At 34.9% G+C, this 15,471-nt stretch carries 13 protein-coding genes; 3 read left to right on the forward strand and 10 right to left on the reverse strand.

Translation table 11 applies throughout. The features are described from left to right. Positions 1 to 608 (forward strand): IS3 family transposase (locus tag RYK07_RS07145; protein ID WP_314853153.1); only part of this gene is annotated, 608 nt, incomplete at its 5' end. Positions 609 to 813: 205 nt separating this feature from the next. Here RYK07_RS07145 and galE read toward each other — a convergent pair. From galE to RYK07_RS07180, 7 genes are all read right to left on the reverse strand, one after another. After that, the gene (gene galE / locus RYK07_RS07150) at positions 814 to 1,821 is read right to left on the reverse strand and encodes a UDP-glucose 4-epimerase GalE (protein WP_314853155.1); all 1,008 of its coding nucleotides are present in this window, start codon (positions 1,819 to 1,821) and stop codon (positions 814 to 816) included. 20 nt (positions 1,822 to 1,841) lie between these two features. Then, a complete protein-coding gene (map, locus tag RYK07_RS07155) occupies positions 1,842 to 2,612 on the reverse strand; it encodes a type I methionyl aminopeptidase (protein ID WP_314853157.1) in 771 nt (256 codons plus the stop codon). Between the two features lie 183 nt (positions 2,613 to 2,795). Beyond that, the gene (locus tag RYK07_RS07160) at positions 2,796 to 4,259 is read right to left on the reverse strand and encodes an NCS2 family permease (protein WP_314853170.1); all 1,464 of its coding nucleotides are present in this window, start codon (positions 4,257 to 4,259) and stop codon (positions 2,796 to 2,798) included. 270 nt (positions 4,260 to 4,529) lie between these two features. After that, positions 4,530 to 5,375: a MetQ/NlpA family ABC transporter substrate-binding protein gene (locus RYK07_RS07165; RefSeq protein WP_314853159.1), complete on the reverse strand. Its 846-nt coding sequence runs from the start codon at positions 5,373 to 5,375 to the stop codon at positions 4,530 to 4,532. A gap of 339 nt (positions 5,376 to 5,714) precedes the next feature. Next, positions 5,715 to 8,372 (reverse strand): cation-translocating P-type ATPase, encoded by a 2,658-nt coding sequence (locus RYK07_RS07170; RefSeq protein WP_314853160.1) that lies wholly within the window; start codon positions 8,370 to 8,372, stop codon positions 5,715 to 5,717. 232 nt (positions 8,373 to 8,604) lie between these two features. Continuing rightward, positions 8,605 to 10,389: a DNA helicase RecQ gene (gene recQ / locus RYK07_RS07175; protein WP_314853161.1), complete on the reverse strand. Its 1,785-nt coding sequence runs from the start codon at positions 10,387 to 10,389 to the stop codon at positions 8,605 to 8,607. After that, entirely contained in the window at positions 10,390 to 11,667 is a 1,278-nt protein-coding gene (locus RYK07_RS07180; RefSeq protein ID WP_314853163.1) for a PLP-dependent aminotransferase family protein, read from the reverse strand. Positions 11,668 to 11,773: 106 nt separating this feature from the next. Between RYK07_RS07180 and RYK07_RS07185 the strand changes: the two genes are divergently transcribed. Both RYK07_RS07185 and RYK07_RS07190 read left to right on the forward strand, forming a co-directional pair. After that, on the forward strand, positions 11,774 to 12,616 hold the full coding sequence (locus RYK07_RS07185) for a pyridoxamine kinase (protein ID WP_314853164.1): 843 nt from the start codon (positions 11,774 to 11,776) through the stop codon (positions 12,614 to 12,616). Between the two features lie 17 nt (positions 12,617 to 12,633). Then, positions 12,634 to 13,173, forward strand: coding sequence for an ECF transporter S component (locus RYK07_RS07190; RefSeq protein ID WP_314853165.1), 540 nt, complete (start codon positions 12,634 to 12,636; stop codon positions 13,171 to 13,173). Between the two features lie 7 nt (positions 13,174 to 13,180). On the opposite strand, the gene RYK07_RS07195 is transcribed toward RYK07_RS07190, so the two are convergent. From RYK07_RS07195 to RYK07_RS07205, 3 genes are all read right to left on the reverse strand, one after another. Further along, positions 13,181 to 14,278, reverse strand: coding sequence for a competence protein CoiA family protein (locus RYK07_RS07195; RefSeq protein WP_314853166.1), 1,098 nt, complete (start codon positions 14,276 to 14,278; stop codon positions 13,181 to 13,183). A gap of 118 nt (positions 14,279 to 14,396) precedes the next feature. Continuing rightward, positions 14,397 to 15,281 carry a DegV family protein gene (locus tag RYK07_RS07200; RefSeq protein ID WP_314853168.1) on the reverse strand — a complete coding sequence of 295 codons (885 nt, stop codon included), beginning with the start codon at positions 15,279 to 15,281 and terminating at the stop codon, positions 14,397 to 14,399. After that, positions 15,282 to 15,471: hypothetical protein (locus tag RYK07_RS07205; protein WP_314853169.1), on the reverse strand; the 190-nt coding region annotated here is incomplete at its 5' end.

Consider the following 15,471-nt stretch of genomic DNA (forward strand, 5'->3'; position numbering starts at 1 on the left):
TAATAGCTCGTATTCGTCGTAAACTCAAGTATTATTCGCACAAAGGAGATGTTGGTAAGAGATCAGATAATCTGATTCAACGTGATTTTGAAGGCACTAAACCAATGGAAAAATGTTACACAGATGTAACTGAGTTTTCCATTCCGAGTAGCGAACAGAAACTATATTTATCACCGGTTTTAGATGGATTTAACAGTGAAATTATTGCATACAATCTTTCACGCTCACCTAACTTACTACAAGTAAAGACAATGTTAAATGAGGCATTTACAGATGAGAAGTACGAGAACACAATTCTCCATAGTGACCAAGGTTGGCAATATCAACATGATTCTTATCATCATTTTTTAGAGAGTAAAGGTATACTACCGTCTATGTCACGTAAAGGAAACAGTGCAGATAATGGTATGATGGAATCTTTCTTTGGTATTTTGAAATCAGAAATGTTTTATGGATTTGAAAAAGAATTTAAGTCTCTTGACGAATTAGAGAAAGCTATTATCGATTATATTGATTATTACAACAACAAACGTATAAAAATCAAATTGAACGGACTAAGTCCTGTAAAATATAGAATGTGTCATTCAAACTCTGCTTACATTGCTTAACTAGTAAATGTATTTGAAAGTTTAATAATATATCCAAGAAAAAAACGCGCCAAAATTTTGGCGCGAACCCCCTAGGGGGTTATTCATACATTTTATGAATCAAAAAGAGACGACTTATGTCGTCTCAAAAAAAGTCTAACTTTTTGGGGTCACTTCAGCATCATCTTTGCTAACAGGATTTTCAATCTTCCATCTATTCTCTTATTTAGTATCCTTGAGGATTATTTTTTTGCCAATTCCAAGAATCACGAACCATGTCGTTTAAGTCTTTTTCAGCAACCCAACCTAGAACTTCTTTTGCTCTTGTTGCGTCTGCATAACAAGTTGCAATATCTCCAGCACGTCGTGGGCAAATTTTATATGGAATCTCTACATTATTTTCTTTCATAAATGCATGAACTAAGTCTAATACACTATAGCCAATTCCAGTACCTAAGTTATACACTTTTGCTCCTGGATTTCCGATATTATCTTTCACCGCAAGAACATGTCCTCTTGCTAAATCCACTACGTGAATATAGTCTCGAACCCCTGTTCCATCATGTGTATCATAGTCATCCCCAAACACGCTTAATTGTGGTAATTTACCAACTGCTACTTGTGTAATATATGGCATTAAGTTATTTGGAACTCCATTTGGATTTTCACCAATTAAGCCACTTTCGTGAGCTCCAATTGGATTGAAATAACGTAAGTTTGTGACAGACCATTCTTTATCAGAAAAAGCTACGTCGTTTAAAATTTGTTCTAACATCACTTTTGTATATCCATAAGGGTTTGTTGCACTTGTTGGCATTCCTTCTTTAAATGGTACTGTATTATTCATTCCATAAACTGTTGCACTTGAACTGAAAACAATATTTTTTACGCCAAAGTTTCTCATGACATCTAATAAGACTAATGTACCTGTAATATTATTATGATAATATTCTAACGGTTTCGCTACTGATTCTCCCACTGCTTTGAAACCTGCAAACTGAATTACGCAATCAATTTTTTCTTTTGAGAATACTTCTGTTAAAAAGTCATGATCTAAAATCGACCCTTCATAAAACGGAAATTCTTTTCCTGTAATTGTTGTTAATCGTTTTAATACTTCAGGTGAACTATTAGAAAAATCATCTAAAATAACAACTTCATACCCCGCTTTATCTAATTCTACTACTGTATGAGAACCGATATAACCTGCTCCCCCTGCCACTAAAATAGCCATTGCTATTCCTCCTTATACTTTTATAATACGTCTTCTGTATGATCTGGTTGTAATGTTAAAATACGTGGACCATCTTTTGTAATCGCTAATGTATGTTCAAATTGGCAACTTAATCCACCATCCAATGTGTGAGCTGTCCAACCATTGCTTTCCATTTCTGATTTCCATGTTCCAGTATTCACCATCGGTTCGATTGTAATAACCATTCCTTCTTTTAAGCGAAGACCTTTTCCAGGTTCACCATAGTGAGGAACAGATGGACTTTCATGAATCGTTGGTCCAATTCCATGTCCGATAAATTCACGAACAACTGAGAACCCTTCTTTTTCTACATACGTTTGAATCGCATGACCAATATCCCCAATACGATTGCCCACTTGTGCTTGTTGAATCCCTAAATAAAGTGCTTTTTTCGTCACTTCATATAAACGGTCTAATTCTGGAGTAGATTCTCCAACAATATAACTCCAACAAGAATCGGATAACGCTCCTTTTAAGTCTACACAGAAATCAACTTTTACTAAATCTCCTGATTTCAATGGTTTACGACGAGGGAATCCATGACAGATTTCGTCATTAATACTTGTACAAGTAGCATATTTATATCCCTCATATCCAATTTGTGGAGCTGAACCACCTGCTTCTTCAATTTTCTTTTGAACAAATTGGTCAATTTCCCAAGTTGTTACTCCCGGTTTAATAAAGTCTCGTAATGCAACGTGAATAGACGCTAATAATGAACCAGATTCGTTCATCGCTTCGATTTCACGATTTGATTTTAATGTAATCATATTTCAATTCCTTTCTTTTGAACTCTACAACATTATAGCATAGCTTTTTAGAAAATGTTTGAAATTAAATGAATTCCAAACAATTCTTTTTATTTCCTTAATAATTCCTTTATAAAGCAAAACGAAGTTACTAAAATCGTAACTTCGTTTTACCTCTTTGGGAGAAAAGATATAAGGGAAAAGCTATAGAATGGCTAAAATAATGAAGTTCAAAATGAATAACCCTGTTGCTACCCATAAAATTGGGTGAACTTCTTTAGATTTGCCTGTTAATGTTTTAATGAAGCAGTAGAAGATGAAGCCTGCTGCAATTCCGTATGAAATACTATAGCAAAGCGCCATAAAGATTCCCGCAAAGAATGCTGGGACTGCTTCTTCTAAATGATCCCATTGAACATCTGCAAATGATGATAACATCATCACCCCTACAATAATTAAAGCAGGTGCTGTTGCTGCTGCAGGAACGATTCCTACAAATGGAGCTAATAATGTAGAAGCCGCTAATAGTGCTGCTGTCGTTACAGCTGTTAATCCAGTACGTCCACCTGCTCCGATACCTGCTGCACTTTCTACATAAGTTGTTGTATTACTTGTTCCGAAAATTGCCCCGATTGAAGTTCCAATCGCATCTGCAAATAAAGCTTTATCCATTTTAGAAGAGAAACCTGAACCTTCTTCTAACATTCTTTCATCTTCTGCTGAGAAGATTCCTGTCTTACGACCTGTTCCAATAAACGTTCCTAATGTATCAAATGTATCCGATAAACTAAATGCGAAAATCGTCATTAATACTAATGGTAATTTCGCAGGGTTAGAAAATAATTTACCCATTCCTTCTGGACCAAATGCTGCAAAAATAGTTACTTGTAAATCTGAAAACGCAGAAGCTAATGAATTTTGAGACCAATTCACAGTTGATAAATCAACGACACCCATTGGAATCGCTAATAAAGTTGTCACAACAATCCCAATTAGGATAGCTCCACGAACATTTCTAATGACTAAGATAACTGTAATTAATAAACCAATTAACGCTAATAATGCATCACTTTGAGTAAAGTTCACTAATGAAGGAACAATTCCACCATTAGAAGTCACAGAAAATACTCCACCTTTAAAAGATTCTACAGTTGCTTGATACGGTTGGTTATTAATCGTAGCAATCGTTTTTGCATCTGATAAGAAACTTAATAAGTTCGCATTTTTCAAACCGATATAAGCAACGAACACCCCAATCCCACCACCGATGGCATGTTGCATACTAACTGGAATGGCTTGAATAATCATTTTACGAATTTTTGTTACTGTAATAAAGACATTTAATAATCCACAAATAAATACCATTGCTAATGCTTCTTGCCAAGTAAAGCCTAATCCGAATACGACAATAAATGTAAAGAAGGCATTCAATCCCATCCCTGGTGCTAACGCATACGGTACATTGGCGAATAATCCCATCACTAATGTACTAACAACTGCTGCCACAATGGTGGATAGGAAGACTGCTTGGAATGGCATTCCTGTTTGACTAAGAATACTAGGGTTTACAAAGATAATATAAGACATTGCAAAAAATGTCGTAAGCCCTGCTAAAAGTTCCGTTCCAAAAGTTGTATTATTTTCTTTTAATTTAAAGAAATTTTCCATGAAGTTTCTAGCTCCTTTAATTGTTTTATTAAGAACGAGGTTAGTATACTTCATTATTGGTTGAAAATCAATACAAAATACGTATGTTTTTATTATTTATATAAATTAATGTACGTATTTTTGTTTCCATTTTGCTTTTCAACATAAAAACTAGACTTTGAAAATAAAATAAAACGAACAACTGATACCTTTGATGGTGAAAGTTGTTCGTTTGGAGAGAGATGACTATTTTATATTGAACCTTTGGGAATTTCCCAATAGTTCAAAGGACTATTTTTCTGCATTCCACACTGGGAAGTATTGTCCTGGTCCAATTTCATTCATTTTCTTCGCTACATCATCTGCTTGGAATAATGCTACAATTTTTTTGTATGTTGGATTATCAGCATCTTTAGCATTTGCAGCAATGATATTGAAACGATCTTTTGGAATTGTATCTAAGTGATCAGCATCTGTGAAGATATAATCTTCTACTTTTAATCCTGCATCTTGAGCCATTGAACCATTGATTGAAGCTGCATCTACATCTTGTAATAAACGAGGTGCTTGAGCTGATTCTGCTTCAATAATTTCTAAGTTACGTGGATTGCTTGTAATATCAGCTAGAGAGGCTTTTGTTCCTACTCCATCTTTTAATGTAATTAGTCCTTCTGTTTCTAATGCTACTAAAGCACGACCTTGGATCGCTACTTCTTTCGGTACTAATACTTTTGCATTTTCAGGTAAATCTTTTAATGATTTATATTTTGTTGAGAAATAATATAATGGCACGATAAATGTTGTTCCGATTTCTTTAATATCTGAACCTTTATCTTTGTTCCATTGTGCTAAATATGCACGGTGTTGGAAGGCGTTCAATTGAACTGATCCTTCTTCTAAAGCTGTATTTGGTAATACATAGTCGTTCATTTCTACAATTTCTAAATCAATATTTTCTTTTTTCGCTTTATCAGCAACAAAGTCCCAGATTTCATGAGCTGCACTACCTACAACGGCAACTTTTACATGTTCAGCTGGCTTTGTTTCTTTTGCTGTTTCTTGTTTACTTGTTTGATTTCCGCAAGCTGCTAATGTCACTGCAGCAACTGCTGTTAAAAATAAATTTCTTAATTTCATTGAATTTCCTCACTTTAATATTTCTAAATGTCACGTGATACAAGTGGTACTATACCGAATTATCACAGTCGGGTCAACGAAATTTGATCGATTTCAGCATTGTTTATTTTTACTAGTTGTTAAAGTTAAAAACTATATTTCTATTACATCAACATTTACAGGCTATAAAAGTGAGAGAATTAGCAAATAAAAAAGACTTTTAACATAGCTGTAGTGACAGAACCGGCAAAAGCCGATTCTGTCACAGGAAATTTTGAGACCCAGGCTCAAAATTTAGCCATGAAACCGAAGGTTTGCTGGCGTCCTAGCTATATTAAAAAGTCATATAAAAATATTGATTTAGTCTTGGTCCAAGCCCATCCCTCTCATAATTGCTTTTGCAATTTCAACGAATGGAACAATTGAGAATGCAGCTGCTAACACAACTAACCATTGTTCTAAATTCAACACTGTTACACTAAACACAGTTGTTAAACCAGGAACTACTAGTACTGATAATAACATTAAAGCAGACACAACAATCGCAATGTTGAACATTTTATTTTTAAACGCTCCAACAGTTGCTAATGATTTATAAACAGATTTCACGTTGAATGCGTGGAATAACTGAATTAAACCTAAACTTGCAAATGCCATTGTTTCACCAGTTGGAACTCCCCAACCAGCTACATGAGTCGCATACCAATAGACGAATAAAGTAACTCCACCTTCAAAGAAACCTTGATAGTAAATACTTGGTAATACCCCATTTGATAAGAAATTAGAACTCTTTCCACGAGGTGGATGTTTCATAATATCTGCTTCTGCATCTTCCATTCCCAAAGTAATCGCTGGGAATACGTCTGTTACTAAGTTAATCCATAAAATATGAATTGGTTCAAGAATTGACCAACCAGCCATTGTGGCAATAAATAAAGTCATTACTTCCCCGAAGTTTGCAGATAATAAATATTGAACTGCTTTTTGAATATTCGAGAATACTTTACGTCCTTCTTCTATTGCAACAACGATTGTTTCAAAGTTATCATCTGCAAGAACCATATCACTAGCACCTTTAGACACTTCAGTACCAGTAATACCCATTCCTACACCGATATCTGCTTGTTTTAGAGATGGAGCATCATTAACACCATCACCAGTCATTGAAACAACTTTTCCATCTGCTTGCCATGCTTTTACGATACGAACTTTATGTTCTGGAGATACACGAGCGTATACTGAGTAATCTTCAATTGTACGAGCTAATTCTTCATCAGAAATTTCATTTAATTCTGCACCTGTTAAGACACCATCTTCTTGATCAGGACGTAAAATTCCTAAACGTTTTGCAATCGCTTGAGCTGTATCACGGTGGTCACCTGTAATCATCACTGTACGAATGCCTGCTTCTTTAGCCACTTGAATTGCTAAAGCCGCTTCTTTTCTCTCAGGGTCAATCATTCCGACTAATCCTGCAAATACAAAGTCAAACTCAACAGATTCTGAATCCATTGTTTCTGGAACTTGGTCAATGTATTTATAAGCAATTGCTAAGACACGTAAAGCTTGAGTAGCCATTTCTTTATTTAAGCGAGCTAATGTATTACGGTCTTCTTGAGTAATTGGGCGAACTTGTCCGTGTTCTTCAATATGAGTTACTTTTTCAAGTAACATATCTGGAGCACCTTTTGCCGCTACTAAATAGTTTCCATCTTCTAATTGATGAATCGTTGACATGATTTTACGAGTTGAATCAAATGGCACTTCCGCTACACGTGGATGTTTTTCTAAATCAACACGTACATCATACCCTTTATCTAATCCAAATTGAACCATTGCTGTTTCAGTTGGATCCCCAATTAATTTTTCTTCAGAAAATTTAGTATCATTTGCTAAATTCATCATGCGAACTGCAGAAATTGATTCGTTCATTTCTTCGTGTGCATCATGAATTTCATTATTAAACACCATTTTTTCAACAGTCATTTGGTTCAATGTTAACGTACCTGTTTTATCTGAACAGATAACTTCTACACCACCTAAAGTTTCAACGGCTGGCAATTTACGAACTAATGCATGACGGCTTGCCATTTTTTGAGTTCCTAATGCTAAAATAATCGTTGAAATAGCTGGTAAACCTTCTGGAATCGCTGCAACTGCAATCGCAATGGCCGTTAATAACATATGAGTCCATTCGTATCCACGAATTAAACCAATTCCGAAAATAATAACGGCAATGACTAAAATCATAATTGTTAACCATTTACCTAGAGCATCTTGGTTTTCTTGTAATGGAGTTTTACTTTCTTCCGTGTTGGCTAACATATGGGCAATTTTACCAACTTCAGTATCCATACCTGTTGCAGTAACAACCCCTAATGCACGTCCATAAGTCACATTTGTACTCGCAAACGCCATATTTGAACGGTCACCAATACCAACATCTTCCCCTTCAGGAATGACTAAATCTTTTTCTACTGGAACTGATTCCCCTGTTAAGGCAGCTTCTTCGATTTTAATCGTATTGACTTCTAATAATCGCATATCGGCAGGAACGACATCTCCTGCTTCTAAAATCACGATATCTCCAACTACAATTTCTTCCCCTTTTACATGAAGATGTTCACCATCACGTAAAACTGTTGCAACTGGAGAAGCCATTTTTTGTAATGCCTCAATTGCTTCTTCTGCTTTTGATTCTTGGATGACCCCTACAATTGCATTTAAGATAACAACGGCTAAAATTACAATGGCATCCGTTGGATCTGGAGCTCCTTCATGGGCAAAAAATGAGATAACTGCTGCTGCAAGTAAGACAATAATCATGAAGTCTTTAAACTGATTAATGAATTTTTGCAGTACTGTTGTCTTTTCTCCTGCTTGTAAAGCATTCGGACCGTATTTTTCTAAACGTTCTTTTGCTTGAGCAGAAGTTAAACCTTCTTTAGTAGATTGTACACTTGAAAGAACTTGTTCTTCCGTTTGTGTGTATGCGGCTTGTTTTGTCAAAGTCGACACTCCTTTATATTTTTTATCCCCATAAAAAAAGACTTATACTACTTCAAGGACTTGAAAATAGCATAAGTCTCACTAATTAAGATAATACCAGCGAAACAGGTTCACTTGTTGTTGATATTACCACAACTTTCGTTGCAAGTTACTCCCTTATGGAGATGTTGAATTTATAAGATACTATACCAAAGGTACTCTAAAAATGCAAATGATTTAAGTATTTTAGTATATAAAATCTTTATGATTTATACTCACGAATGACTTTCATAAAGGCTTCTCCATAAGTTTCTAGTTTTTTCTCCCCAACTCCACTAATTTGTAAAAATTCTCTATCCGTCGTTGGTAAATGACGACAAAATTCTTTCAGTGTTTTATCTGAAAACACTAAGAATGGTGGAACATTTTGAGCAAATGCTAAATCCATACGAATCGAACGTAATCGATCATACAAGACTTCATCAAATGGCGCATTATCTTGTACTTGGTGTTGCTGAATAGCATCTGGTTTTTGCAGAATTTGCGCCACAATTGGTTTCACTTCGATTTTCTCACGATTTTTCAATGCTTTCTTCCCTAACTCACTCACTTGTAAAATCGGATATTGTAATCCTTCCACTTCAATATAACGATCCGCAATTAAGGAAGATATAAATTCTTTTAACGCTTTATCAGAATAATCTTTCATAATTCCGTAAGTAGATAATTGGTCAAAGTGTAGAGCCTTCATTTCAGCTCGTTTACTTCCACGTAATACTTCTGACACTTTACTCATTCCGTATTGTTCTTTCATACGAATAATACAGGACAAAATCATTTGCGCTTGTGGCGTCACATCTGTTAAGGTCACTTTATTTAAACAGTTCGTACAATGCCCGCAATCTTCAGGAATATCTTTTTGTCCAAAATAATCTAGCATAAAACCTCTTAAACAACGAACGGTTCGACAATAATCAATCATCTCATTGAGTTTTGCCATTCCAACTTTATCCTCATTTTGCTTCACTAAAAATTTATTAATAATAATATCTTTTGCCCCGTATAATAAAATACATTCCGCAGGCTCCCCATCTCGACCGGCTCGTCCTGCTTCTTGATAATAACTTTCGATATCTTTAGGCATATTGTAGTGAATAACTTTTCTCACATTCGACTTATCAATTCCCATTCCAAATGCATTCGTTGCAACAATGACATCAATACGGTCAAATATAAAATCTTCTTGTACTTTACTTCTAGCTTCAGGGCTTAATCCTGCATGATACCAATCCGCAGCAATTCCCTTCTTTTGCAATTTCTCACAGACTTTTTCTACTTCTTTCCGGGTATTACAAAATACAATGGTCGGTTCCTTTTCCTTGATTAACTCTAGTAGTCGGCTCATTTTATCCCTTGGTTCTTCCATTCCAAAATATAAATTCGCACGGTCAAAACTTGTTACAACTTCAAAAGGATGTTGTAATTTTAATTGTTGTTTAATATCCAAGCGAACTCTTGGAGTAGCCGTTGCTGTAAAAGCTGCCACAATGGGACGAGTAGGAAGTTGTGCAACAAATGTGTCGATATTTTGATAACTTGGTCTAAAATCTTGCCCCCACTGAGAAATACAGTGCGCTTCATCTACTGCAACCATACTAATCTGAATTCCTTGCATCATCTCTAGAAATCCTTCTTGTTCAAAACGCTCTGGAGCAACATATAATAACTTCACTTCACCTCGTTGTAATTGCTCAATCGCTTGATAATACTCGATGGAAGTCATTGCACTATTTAACAAAATCGCTTGGATTCCCATTTCTTTTAACGAAGTCACTTGATCATACATTAAGGAAATTAATGGGGATACCACAATTGTTATTCCGTCTAACATTAACGCTGGAACTTGAAAACAAATGGACTTTCCTGCAGAAGTTGGCATAATCGCTAGGACATCTCTTTTGGATAAAATTGTTTCAATAATTTCTGCTTGAGCAGGTCTGAAGCTATCGTATCCATAATAATGTTTTAAAATCTCTTCCTTATTCATTTACTTCCCCCTCTCTTCTAGTAAGTGTATTAAAACTTGCATATCTTCCATCGATAAAGCATAGACATCTAATGAAAAAATTTGAGGTGTTATTTCTTCAATATAAGTATCTTCTAATGTGTTGATTGTTATTTCTAAATCTAGCTGTTCTTTTAAAAGTGATAATTGTCTATTTTCTAATAACAACTGTGTCCCATGTAAATGTGTTTTTTCTACAGTTGATTGTTCTAATAATTGTCTAAATTGTTGGGACTTCTCATGATAGTGTGCCACCATTTTTTGTCGATGTTTTTCAAATAAGCCATTTTGGATAAATAGCGCTAATGTTTTTTGCATGAGTAAATTCGAGTCAAAATCCAATAATTGCTTTCTCTTCTCAAATTCCTTTATTAAAGCATTTGGAAGTACGACAATTCCCATTTTAAAAGCAGAAAATAAAATTGAAGAAAAAGATTTTACATAGATAACTCTTTCATTTGTATCAAAATAATGCAATGGCGTTGCGGTTCCTCGTTCGTAATCCGCCATATAATCGTCTTCAATAATATAGACTTGATATTTTTCTGCTAATTCCACAATTTTCTTTTTAACACTATCCGGATAACTCATCCCAAGCGGATTATGAAATCTAGAAATCGTATAAAAATAACGAATGGTACCACTTTGAAAAATTTGTTCTAACTTTTCTAATGAAATGGTGTCTTGTGTCTGTTCTCGTTCAATGAGTTGATAGGGAATTCCTAACTCCTTCACTAATTGATTCATACGACTATACGTTGGTTGTTCTAATAACAATCCGCCTGTTCCAATCAGTTGGAGTAAAATATATAAGGCTTGTTGCGTTCCCGTTGTAATCGATAATTGCCCTTCCTTTGCATATACCCCGTAACTTTCTAATAAAGGCACCATCGCTTCAATTAATTCACGGTCTCCTCGGATGGATTCTTTCTGGCTATTAATTCCTTCATAACTTGCCATGACTGACTCATTCAAACATTTTCTAAAATCTTCAATCGGAAATTGCATCGGATTTGGCAATCCAATTTTTGTCGTGTTTCGAACAGGGACTCGATTTTTCAATACATAATACCCACTCTTTTCAACTGGATAGATTAAACTTTCTTCCTTTAAGAGATGTAAAGCTTTTAAAATCGTGTCTTTATTACAATGATACTGTTGAATCATTTCACGAATCGAAGAAAGTCGATCTCCTTTTTTATAAATGCCTTCTTCGATTTGCTGACGAATTTCCAGACTCACTTCTTGATATTTAAACATGACACACCTCGCTATCTGTACCGGTACAATTCTTCTCGGAAAATATTGTACCTTATCCCATCCTGAATTACAATGAGTTCAACTTCTAAAAATAGGAGGTGCTTTCGTGGTACAAAAACGTATTATATTGGCCAATGATTTATCCGGAATTGGAAAAGTAGCACTGACTCCAGCCATTCCGATTATGGCTTGTTGCCAGATTGAGACGATACTTTTACCAACCATTTTACTATCCTCTCATACAGGAGGATTTGGGCAAATTGCTATCCAAGAACTACTAGACTTTACAAAGCAAAGTTTAGAACAATGGAAAGCATTAAACTTAAAAACAGATGCACTATTTATTGGATATTGCAGACAAATGGAACAATTGAAGGTCTTATTAGACTATCATATTACTCAAAATTCAGATGCTCTACTGATTGTCGACCCAATTATGGGTGATCACGGAAAGTTATATAGTAGCTTTACTGAAGAATATATCCAACAAATGAGAAGCGTTTGCTCCAAAGCGGATATCATTCTCCCAAATCTGACTGAAGCTGCATTATTAACTCAAACAGAGTATTTAGAAGGAATTCAACCAGTAGAAGCCTATCAGAAACTTGCTAGGGAGTTAGCCGATTTAGGATGTAAAAAAGTTGTCCTAACGGGCATTCAAACAACACTTGGTTCCATAGGATTATTAAGTTATGATGCTACTACAGAACAATTTGCAACAGCTTTTACTCCTCATTATCCGCATCATTTTTTTGGAACTGGAGATATTGTTTCAGCTATTCTAAGTGCTTGTATTTTACAAGGTTTTTCTTTAGAAAAAGCTTTAACACTTGCTACAACCTTTCTTGATGCTACTCTTCAAGAAACGATTGCTCAAGAAAAAGATTTACAATACGGAGTTGCTTTCGAACCACAATTGCATCTTCTCACACAATTATTTCATTCATAGAAAGTAGGAATTATAATATGAAACATTATTCATTACGTGAATTAACACAAATTGCATTATTTGCCACTTTAATTTTCTTAGGAGTTCAGTTATTTAGAATTCAATTGGGACACCAATTTGTCCACTTTGGAAATGCCCTAGTCGTTGTTGGGTGCTTAGTATTCGGTAGTAAAAAAGGAGCCATTGCTGCTACTTTAGGATTAGGAATTTTCGATATTTTAAATGGATATGCAGCAGAAGTTTGGATTACGATTTTAGAATCTCTTATTGTTTGTTGGGGAATTCATCTTGTTTATGAAAAAACACTTCATCAAAACGACAAAGCTGCTAATATTATTGGAATTGGTATTTTAGCTGCTGTTATTAAAATCATTTTAAATTTAGTAAAATACACTTTCCTACGTGGAATGATTATGGGAGGACTAGCTTTTACTCCCGCATTCGTTGCAGCCTTCACAAAAATTTTAGGAACATTTGGTTCAGCTGCTTTCACAGTTATTACTGTTCCAATTTTATATCCAATTTTCAAAAAAATTCATCAACAATTTAAAGCTTAATTTACTACTAGCAAGAGATTTCTCCTTCTCTTGCTAGTTTTTTTATTTTCTTCCACCTTCCGTCTGGTAATCGAGACAAACAATTTGTTTCTTCCAGAATCCTCCTCAAAAATCGTTCTATCTCACACTTACAAACTTTCTCTTGCTCATAACACAAAGAAAATCGAATTTTCTTTTGTGCAAATAATTTTTGCATATACTCATAACACTGCTGAATAGAAAAAATCTGATTCATTTTTAGCCTATCAATCCCCATCCATAAGTATCCTTGCCAAATGATATTAGTTGTTTTCATACTCCAAGAATATTTTGGGTAACTACGGCAGACGTCTAGTTGATCAAATGTCCACTGATGATGATAGAGTGCTTCTAGAAATTGTCGATTTTCTTTTTGGGGACTTAAAACAAACGCTTGCCACTCTTCTTTTGTCCATGACTGCTCTTTACTTGCCTCTTGAGAAATTTTGATGTGTTCCGACTCTTCAAAAATTTGAAACACCTTTTTCCAATCTAGCTTATCTAAGTCACATCGACTCTCATGAAACAGATACTTCCTTTTTTGAAAGTGTAACATCAGATGATGATGAATGATCCATTGCTTATCCGTATAGAAACACACATAATTTTCTAATTGCGGATGATATCGAACACAATACAAAGTCATCTCACATAAGTTTTTTTGTAAAAACTTCTTCCCCAGAATCCACGATACACCTCTCCCCAAACTTTCTAATGCCTTTGTTCGAGTCATCATTTCTTTTATTGGAATGACACTACATTGATATTCCAACACCCATTCTTTTTCACCTACTTCAATGGTGAGATCCGGAATTTGTCCAATTAACGCTTCATATCGTTCTAATTCTGCTGAAAATCCTTGTTTCACGAGGCTTTCTTGTAATTCTTCTTTTCCTTTTTGATGAGCTTCCGTCTCTCCATCATGCCTTGCTTGAGTTACATGTCTAAAAAAATATTCTCCATTTTTCTTTTGGCAAATTTGTACAGGTTCTCCACACGTCGGACAAGCATAATATTCTGACTTATCTAATTCAATTCCTTTATACGCATATACTAATTCTCCATTTGAATCTCGAGCAATTTTCATCCAAACCACCTCAACTATATATACGAAAAAAATATCGGAAAATATTTTTTATTTGGAAATTTTTTACAAACAAAAAAGATGAAAATAGAATTCATCATTCTATTTCCATCCTATGAGTTTAAGCTTCAATATTTTCTAAATTTTTCTCAATAACAATATCCCATGAACATCCTAAAGCTCCTTGCCCTAAGTGAGTTCCAATAACTGGACCAAAATATGCTAGAGATGTTCTTAATTTTGGATATTTCTCTTGAATTTGAGCACGCCATGCTTCTCCTGCTTCTGGAGCATTCGCATGAATAATCACTAATTCATATCCATCTCCATCTGTCGTTTGAGTAGCTTCTTCAAATAATTGCTCAATTCGCTTCATCGCTTTTTGTTGTGTACGAATTTTTTCCAATGCCACAATTTTCTTATCTTCAAATGTTAAAATTGGTTTAATTTTCAACATAGAACCTACTAATGCAGCACCTGCTGATAAACGTCCACCTCTTTGAAGATTGTTCAAATCATCTACGATGAAGTAAGCTGTTGTACGATCTACTAATTGTTGAACACAAGCTACAATTTCTTTAGCTGTATATTGTTCATCTTTTGCCATCATTGCAGCAAGACGAACTGCACGAGCTTGAGGTGCACAGCTAATTCCTGAATCGATTGGATAAATCAACACTTCATCTTGTAATTCTTCAGCAACTGTCACAACTGTTTGATAAGTTCCGCTAATCCCACTGGATAAAAGAATTGGAATAATAGCATCATAATGATGGGATAATTCACGGAATAATTCAATTGTTTCACCAACTGCTGGTTGTGAACTCGTTGGGAATACCTCTGAATTTTTTACTTTTTCATAGAAATCGGCAGTTGTCAAATCTTGTTCTTCACGATAACTTTCTTGTCCAAAAATAACTGATAGTGGCAATACATGAATATTCCACTCACGGCGTTCTTCTGGTGTCAAATACACAGTACTATCCGTTACGATCGCAATTTTCATTTACTCGACTCCTTTTCTTAAATTTAGCAACCACGTTGCTTTCTGTAGTATACCAAAAATCCAATTTTGGGGCAAACAATGGAAATTGGAAGTGTAAAAAACAAAAAGACCCCGAAGGGTCTTTTCGTTGATTCTAGGTTGTTCGACAAATCCTGTTGGTGAGAAATCACCGACAGGATTTTTTATATGC

Origin of the sequence: uncultured Granulicatella sp. (assembly GCF_963528315.1) — a bacterium.
GTDB lineage: Bacteria > Bacillota > Bacilli > Lactobacillales > Aerococcaceae > Granulicatella.

Coding starts and splice junctions, on each gene's coding strand:
- recQ (WP_314853161.1), bottom strand. CDS start 10,389: ATGAATAAGGAAGAGATTTTAAAACATTATTATGGATACGATAGCTTC.
- map (WP_314853157.1), bottom strand. CDS start 2,612: ATGATTACATTAAAATCAAATCGTGAAATCGAAGCGATGAACGAATCT.
- galE (WP_314853155.1), bottom strand. CDS start 1,821: ATGGCTATTTTAGTGGCAGGGGGAGCAGGTTATATCGGTTCTCATACA.
- RYK07_RS07190 (WP_314853165.1), top strand. CDS start 12,634: ATGAAACATTATTCATTACGTGAATTAACACAAATTGCATTATTTGCC.
- RYK07_RS07180 (WP_314853163.1), bottom strand. CDS start 11,667: ATGTTTAAATATCAAGAAGTGAGTCTGGAAATTCGTCAGCAAATCGAA.
- RYK07_RS07195 (WP_314853166.1), bottom strand. CDS start 14,278: ATGAAAATTGCTCGAGATTCAAATGGAGAATTAGTATATGCGTATAAA.
- RYK07_RS07165 (WP_314853159.1), bottom strand. CDS start 5,375: ATGAAATTAAGAAATTTATTTTTAACAGCAGTTGCTGCAGTGACATTA.
- RYK07_RS07200 (WP_314853168.1), bottom strand. CDS start 15,281: ATGAAAATTGCGATCGTAACGGATAGTACTGTGTATTTGACACCAGAA.
- RYK07_RS07160 (WP_314853170.1), bottom strand. CDS start 4,259: ATGGAAAATTTCTTTAAATTAAAAGAAAATAATACAACTTTTGGAACG.